The 5,243-nt window shown below is 70.4% G+C and carries 8 protein-coding genes; 4 read left to right on the top strand and 4 right to left on the bottom strand.

Annotated features, from left to right (window positions below; translation table 11 throughout):
• A partial coding sequence (locus tag VFF46_RS18785; RefSeq protein WP_325038443.1) for a proline racemase family protein occupies positions 1-760 on the top strand: 760 nt, incomplete at its 5' end.
• Between the two features lie 4 nt (positions 761-764).
• Here the strand turns inward: VFF46_RS18785 and VFF46_RS18780 are convergent.
• Entirely contained in the window at positions 765-1,112 is a 348-nt protein-coding gene (locus VFF46_RS18780) for a UBP-type zinc finger domain-containing protein (protein WP_325038442.1), read from the bottom strand.
• Between the two features lie 121 nt (positions 1,113-1,233).
• On the opposite strand from VFF46_RS18780, the gene VFF46_RS18775 reads away from it, so the two are divergent.
• On the top strand, positions 1,234-1,710 hold the full coding sequence (locus VFF46_RS18775) for a VOC family protein (RefSeq protein ID WP_325038441.1): 477 nt from the start codon (positions 1,234-1,236) through the stop codon (positions 1,708-1,710).
• Positions 1,711-1,843: 133 nt separating this feature from the next.
• Here VFF46_RS18775 and VFF46_RS18770 read toward each other — a convergent pair whose 3' ends face one another.
• Genes VFF46_RS18770 through VFF46_RS18760 form a run of 3 tightly spaced genes read right to left on the bottom strand, consistent with a single transcriptional unit; the run spans position 1,844 to position 4,034 of the window.
• Complete coding sequence (locus tag VFF46_RS18770; RefSeq protein ID WP_325038440.1) at positions 1,844-2,680, bottom strand: biotin-dependent carboxyltransferase family protein; 837 nt, start codon at positions 2,678-2,680, stop codon at positions 1,844-1,846.
• Entirely contained in the window at positions 2,677-3,282 is a 606-nt protein-coding gene (locus VFF46_RS18765; protein WP_325038444.1) for an allophanate hydrolase subunit 1, read from the bottom strand. Before VFF46_RS18765 ends, VFF46_RS18770 begins: the two co-directional genes overlap by 4 nt.
• On the bottom strand, positions 3,282-4,034 hold the full coding sequence (locus VFF46_RS18760) for a 5-oxoprolinase subunit PxpA (protein WP_325038439.1): 753 nt from the start codon (positions 4,032-4,034) through the stop codon (positions 3,282-3,284). Before VFF46_RS18760 ends, VFF46_RS18765 begins: the two co-directional genes overlap by 1 nt.
• A gap of 78 nt (positions 4,035-4,112) precedes the next feature.
• Here VFF46_RS18760 and VFF46_RS18755 point away from each other — a divergent pair, with 78 nt between their 5' ends.
• Entirely contained in the window at positions 4,113-4,847 is a 735-nt protein-coding gene (locus VFF46_RS18755) for a GntR family transcriptional regulator (RefSeq protein ID WP_325038438.1), read from the top strand.
• A gap of 73 nt (positions 4,848-4,920) precedes the next feature.
• On the top strand, positions 4,921-5,243 hold a 323-nt coding region (locus VFF46_RS18750), incomplete at its 3' end, for an aminopeptidase P N-terminal domain-containing protein (protein ID WP_325038437.1).

The raw sequence follows: 5,243 nt of genomic DNA, 5'->3' as shown, positions 1-5,243 counted from the left end.
CATCGAGGTCTCCGGCTGCCTGCCGATGTGCGGCCACGGGACGATCGGGGTCGCGACCGTGCTGGTCGAGTCCGGCATGGTCGCCGTCACCGAGCCGGTGACGCAGGTCCGGCTGGACACGCCCGCCGGGCTGGTCGTCGTCGACGTTGCCGTGAGCAACGGCCGAGCGGAGCACGTGACGCTGCGGAACGTCCCGTCGTACTCGCATGCGCTGGACGCCACGGTCGACGTGCCCGGGCTGGGCAAGGTCACGTACGACCTGGCGTACGGCGGGAACTACTACGCGATCCTGCCGCTGGAGCAGCTCGGGATCCCGTTCGACCGCGCCGAGAAGGACCGCATCCTGAAGGCGGGCCTGGACATCATGGACGCGATCAACGCCGCCGACCGCCCGGTGCATCCGCTGGACCCGGGGATCAGTGGCTGCAAACACGTCCAGTTCACCGCGCCGGGCGAGGACGGCGCCGACTCCCGGAACGCGATGGCGATCCACCCGGGCTGGTTCGACCGCTCACCGTGCGGCACCGGTACGTCGGCCCGGATGGCCCAACTCCACGCCCGCGGCGAACTCGCCCTCGGCACCGACTTCGTGAACGAGTCCTTCATCGGGACCCGCTTCACCGGCCGTCTCGTCGAGGAAACCACGGTCGGCCCGTACACGGCCGTCGTCCCCACGGTCACCGGCCGGGCCTGGATCACCGGCACCGCCAACTACCTGCTCGACCCCGATGATCCCTTCCCGACGGGCTTTGTCCTCTAGCCGACTAGCGGTGCAGTTTGGTCTGCCAGTCGTTGGGGACCTTGCCGCCCGGGACGGGCTGGGATTCGGGACGGGACGCCGGCGGGGCAAGGTCGGGGCCGTCGTAGTACTGGGACTCGCCGTAGTGCCAGAACCAGTCCTCGCCGGGTTCGAAGCTGCGGACGATCTGGTGCCCGGACTCGGCGGCGTGCGCGGAGGCGTGCTGGGCGGGGGAGGAGTCGCAGCAGCCGATGTGACCGCACTGGGCGCACCGCCGCAGATGGAACCACCAGCCGTCGGCTTGCAGGCATTCGACACAGCCGGTGCCGCTCGGCGGGACGGTGCTGTCGATACCCGGCGTTCCAGAAGTCATACGGCACATCTTGTCCCGTTCCCGTCTCCTGAACAAGGAAGGCCTTCCCGGACCCCGCCGCCTCAGCAGGCGGCGGAGTAAGAGGACACGCCCTGTCCGCTACCTCCGACAGGCTGGGGCCATGACAATTCACGGCAAGTCGACCGTCACCCCGTACGTCGTCGCCAAGGGCGCCGACAAGTTCCTGGACTTCGTCGAGCGGACGTTCGAGGTGCAGACATCCGGCCGCTTCCCGAACGAGGACGGCAGTGTCGGGCACGCGGAGATCACCGTCGGCGAGTCGGTGCTGATGACGTTCGACGCGGCGCCCGAGTGGCCGGACACACCCGCGTTCCTGAGTGTGTACGTCGACGACGTCGAGCGGACGTACCGACGGGCGATCGAGGCGGGCGCGACCGTCGTGACCGAGCTGATGTACTCCGGCATCACCGGTGACCGCGGCGGCCGGATAAAGGATCCGGTGGGCAACATCTGGTGGCTGCAGACCCACGTCGAGGACGTCGAGCCGAGCAAGCTTCCGGCGCTGTTCGCGGACCCGGGCGAGGCGGCGCTGATGCGGAAGGCGCAGCAGACCTTCGCCGCCGCCATGGAGCGTTAACCTGTACTGCAAGGCTTCCTGGCCATCACGTTGCTGACAGCAAGTATCAGCGGTCGACATCCAGTCGCTCGACATCGGTGGGCTCCGGCTCACCGATTCCGGGTGGAGCACGAGGGCGACTTCTGGAAGGTGATCAGCTGACGAGTCGTACCGGCTGGCCCGGGCGGAGTTGGGCGCAGGCGTCGAGGTCGTCGGCGGCGACGTACGCGATGACCGGGTAGCCGCCGGTCACCGGGTGGTCGGCGAGGAAGATGACCGGGGTGCCGGACGGGGGGATTTGGATGGCGCCGTGGGTCATGCCCTCGCTGGCGAGTTCGCCGCTGCGGGCGCGTTCCAGGGGAGTCCCGTCGAGGCGTACGCCGACGCGGTTGCTGTTGGTGCTCACCTCATACACCTGCGAGGTGAGGGAGGTCCAGGCCGCATCGGTGAACCAGTCTTTTCGGGGGCCGGGGGTTACCCGCACTTCTACTTGGCCGGCGGCCGGGTGCGCGACAGGTGCTTGGTCCACTCCAGGCATCGGATGTGCGGGTGCGCCGACCTGCAGCGTTTGCCCAGCCGCCAAAGGCAAAGGACCGAGGCCGGAGAGCAGGTCGGTGGAGCGGGAGCCGAGGACGGGGGCGACCTCGATGCCGCCGCGGACCGCCAGGTAGGTGCGGAGGCCGCTCGTAGGCGGACCCAGACGGAGGACCTCGCCGGACTTCAGCAAAGTCGGCGCGTTCAGGGGTACGCCGGTGCACGGCGCGCCGGTGATGGCCAGTACGACGTCGTTGTCGGCGTGCAGGGCGAGACCGCCGTACGTCACCTCCACCGCGGCCGCGCCGGACGGATTGCCGACCAGCCGGTTCGCCAGCGCGTAGGAGCATCGGTCGCAGGCGCCCGACATGGGAACCCCGAGGGCAGCCTGGCCGGCCCGTCCGCAGTCCTGGATCGTTGCCAACGGCCCGGTTTCGAGAACGGTCAGGCTGCTCATCCACGACCCGCGTCGACGAACCGGACCCGGCGGCCGGGGTACAGCAGTGCGGCGGGCTCCCGCGCGGCGTCGAAGGTCCGTACCGAAGTACGGCCGATCAGTTGCCAGCCGCCCGGGGACTCGCGCGGGTACACGCCACTGAACTCACCGGCCAGCCCGACGGCGCCGGCCGGGACCTTGGTGCGCGGCGAGGACCGGCGCGGGATGTTCCAGTCGCCGTCCGAGGTCAGGTAGCCGAAGCCAGGAGCGAATCCGGAGAAGGCAACGGTCCACGAAGCGTCCGCGTGGCGCGCGATCACCTCCTCCGGCGTACAGCCGAGCAGGTCCGCGACGTCGCCGAGGTCCGCGCCGTCGTACACGACCGGGATCTCGATCAGCTCACCGCTGGTACGCCGATCCCGCGCGGGAACCAACTCCTGCAGACTGCGGGACAAGCCGGTGAGGTCGCCCCGAGTCGTGACGAGGATCGTCCGCGCCGCCGGGACGATGTCCACGACGTCGGCCGGCGGGTCCGCCGCGAGCGCCGCGTAGTACCCGAGGACCTGGTCGAGGTCGTCGAGCTCCACGAGCAGCGCGCGGTCGCCCGACGGGAGGATCCGCATCACCCGGTGAACGGACGTACGTCGACGCCCGCTCCCTCCAGTGCGCCGCGCACCCGCCGGGCGATCTCCACCGCGCCCGGGGTGTCGCCGTGGACGCAGATCGACGCCGCCTCCACGACGAGCGCGCCGCCGTCGGCATCACGAATCGCCTGACCGGTCGCCATCGCCGTACTGCGGGCCGCGATCTCGTCCGCGTCGTGCAGCACGGCACCGGGCGAACGCCGCGACACCAACGTGCCGGACGGGGTGTACGCACGGTCCGCGAACGCCTCGTGCACCACGGTCAGACCGGCTTCGGACGCGAGCCGCAGCCACTCGGAGCCCGGCAGACCGAGGACCGGCAGCGTCTTGTCGTACGCCGCGACCGCCGCCACCACCGCACCCGCCTGCTCCACGTGATGGCCGATCGTGTTGTACAGCGCCCCGTGCGGTTTCACGTACCGGACCCGGTCGCCCGCGATCCGCGCGAACGCGTCCAGCGCGCCGAGCTGGTACACGACCTCGTCGCGCAGGACCGCCGGCTCCACATCCAGAAAACGCCGGCCGAACCCGGCCTTGTCGGCGTACCCGACGTGGGCGCCGATCGCGACGCCGCGCTCGACCGCCTCGGCCGTCACCCGGCGCATGATCGACGGGTCGCCGGCGTGGAAGCCGCAGGCCACGTTCGCACTGGTCACTACCTCGAGCAGTGCCGAGTCGTCACCCATCGTCCAGGAGCCGTAGCCCTCGCCCAGATCCGCGTTGAGGTCCATCTGCTGAGCGTAGGGATTGTTGAACAATCCTGCAAGAGCCTTGTTCCACTTTTCCCACCCACCTGGGATGATGCGGTCATGACTGAGACCGGCCGCCAGGCCTGGCTGCGGACCGTCGCCGCCGATGTCGCGCGGCTGGACCGGAGCAGCTCGGCGGAGCGCGCTGCCGACATCCTGCGCCGCAGCATCACCGAGGGCGCGCTGCCGCCCGGCGCGCAGCTGTCCGAGGTCGAGCTGACCGAGGTCCTGGAGGTGAGCCGGAACACGCTCCGCGAGGCGTTCCGGCTGCTCACCCACGAGGGCCTGCTGGTCTACAAGCTGCACCGCGGCGTCTTCGTGCCGGAGCTCGGCGAGCAGGACGTGATCGACCTGTACCGGCTGCGCCGCGTCCTCGAGGTGGACGTCGTCCGCGGGTTGTCCGGGCGCGACCCGGAGCTGCCCGCGCGCCGGCTGGAGCCGATGCACGACGACGTCGAGGTGGCCGAGGCCGCCGCCCGCGCGGACCGCTGGCCGGCCGTCGGGACCGCGAACATGCGCTTCCACCAGCACCTGATCGGCCTGGCCGACAGCGCGCGGATGGACGCGATGACCGGCCGGCTGCTCGCCGAACTGCGGCTGCTCTTCCATGTGATCGCGGCGCCGCGCGAGCTGCACGAGCCGTACATCGAGCGGAACCGCGGCCTGCTCGAACTGCTCGAGGCCCGCAAGTACGACCAGGCCGCGGACGACCTGCACCAGTACCTGCTCGACTCCGAACGCGGCATCCTGGCCGCCTTCCGGGATAAGGGCTTGCAAACCCCGTCGGATACCTGAGTTGATGTGAGGGGGTGCTGGACCATCAACCACCCCCTTTGACACCCGTCTGGAGCAAAGGGGAACACAGCGCATGACCGACGAGACGCCGAAGTCCTACCGCCCGATCGACGCAGCAGGATTCCGGGAGTTCATCTCTCGTGGCTGGGGGCCGGTCGACCGGTCGGTGGTGGTGCCGGAAGGGCTCGCCGAGGCGGCCGCGGAGCACCGGCGCAAGCTCGCCGCGGCGCTGCCGGGCCGCCGGATCGCCCTCGGTGCGGGCCGCGCTCCGGTCCGGTCGAACGACACCGACTACCAGTTCCGCGCGGACAGCGACTTCGTCTGGCTGACCGGCTGCCAGGCCGAGGGCGCCGTACTGGTGATCTCCGGGGACGGCGACGCGACGCTGTACCTGCG

Source organism: Kribbella sp., from assembly GCF_035655035.1.
In the GTDB taxonomy this organism is placed as follows: domain Bacteria; phylum Actinomycetota; class Actinomycetes; order Propionibacteriales; family Kribbellaceae; genus Kribbella.
This window is presented reverse-complemented; position numbering and strand designations above follow the sequence as displayed.

Bases quoted from the DNA above. Each gene is read 5' to 3' on its own strand.
- VFF46_RS18780 (WP_325038442.1), bottom strand. From the start codon at position 1,112: ATGACTTCTGGAACGCCGGGTATCGACAGCACCGTCCCGCCGAGCGGC.
- VFF46_RS18775 (WP_325038441.1), top strand. From the start codon at position 1,234: ATGACAATTCACGGCAAGTCGACCGTCACCCCGTACGTCGTCGCCAAG.
- VFF46_RS18770 (WP_325038440.1), bottom strand. From the start codon at position 2,680: ATGAGCAGCCTGACCGTTCTCGAAACCGGGCCGTTGGCAACGATCCAG.
- VFF46_RS18765 (WP_325038444.1), bottom strand. From the start codon at position 3,282: ATGCGGATCCTCCCGTCGGGCGACCGCGCGCTGCTCGTGGAGCTCGAC.
- VFF46_RS18760 (WP_325038439.1), bottom strand. From the start codon at position 4,034: ATGGACCTCAACGCGGATCTGGGCGAGGGCTACGGCTCCTGGACGATG.
- VFF46_RS18755 (WP_325038438.1), top strand. From the start codon at position 4,113: ATGACTGAGACCGGCCGCCAGGCCTGGCTGCGGACCGTCGCCGCCGAT.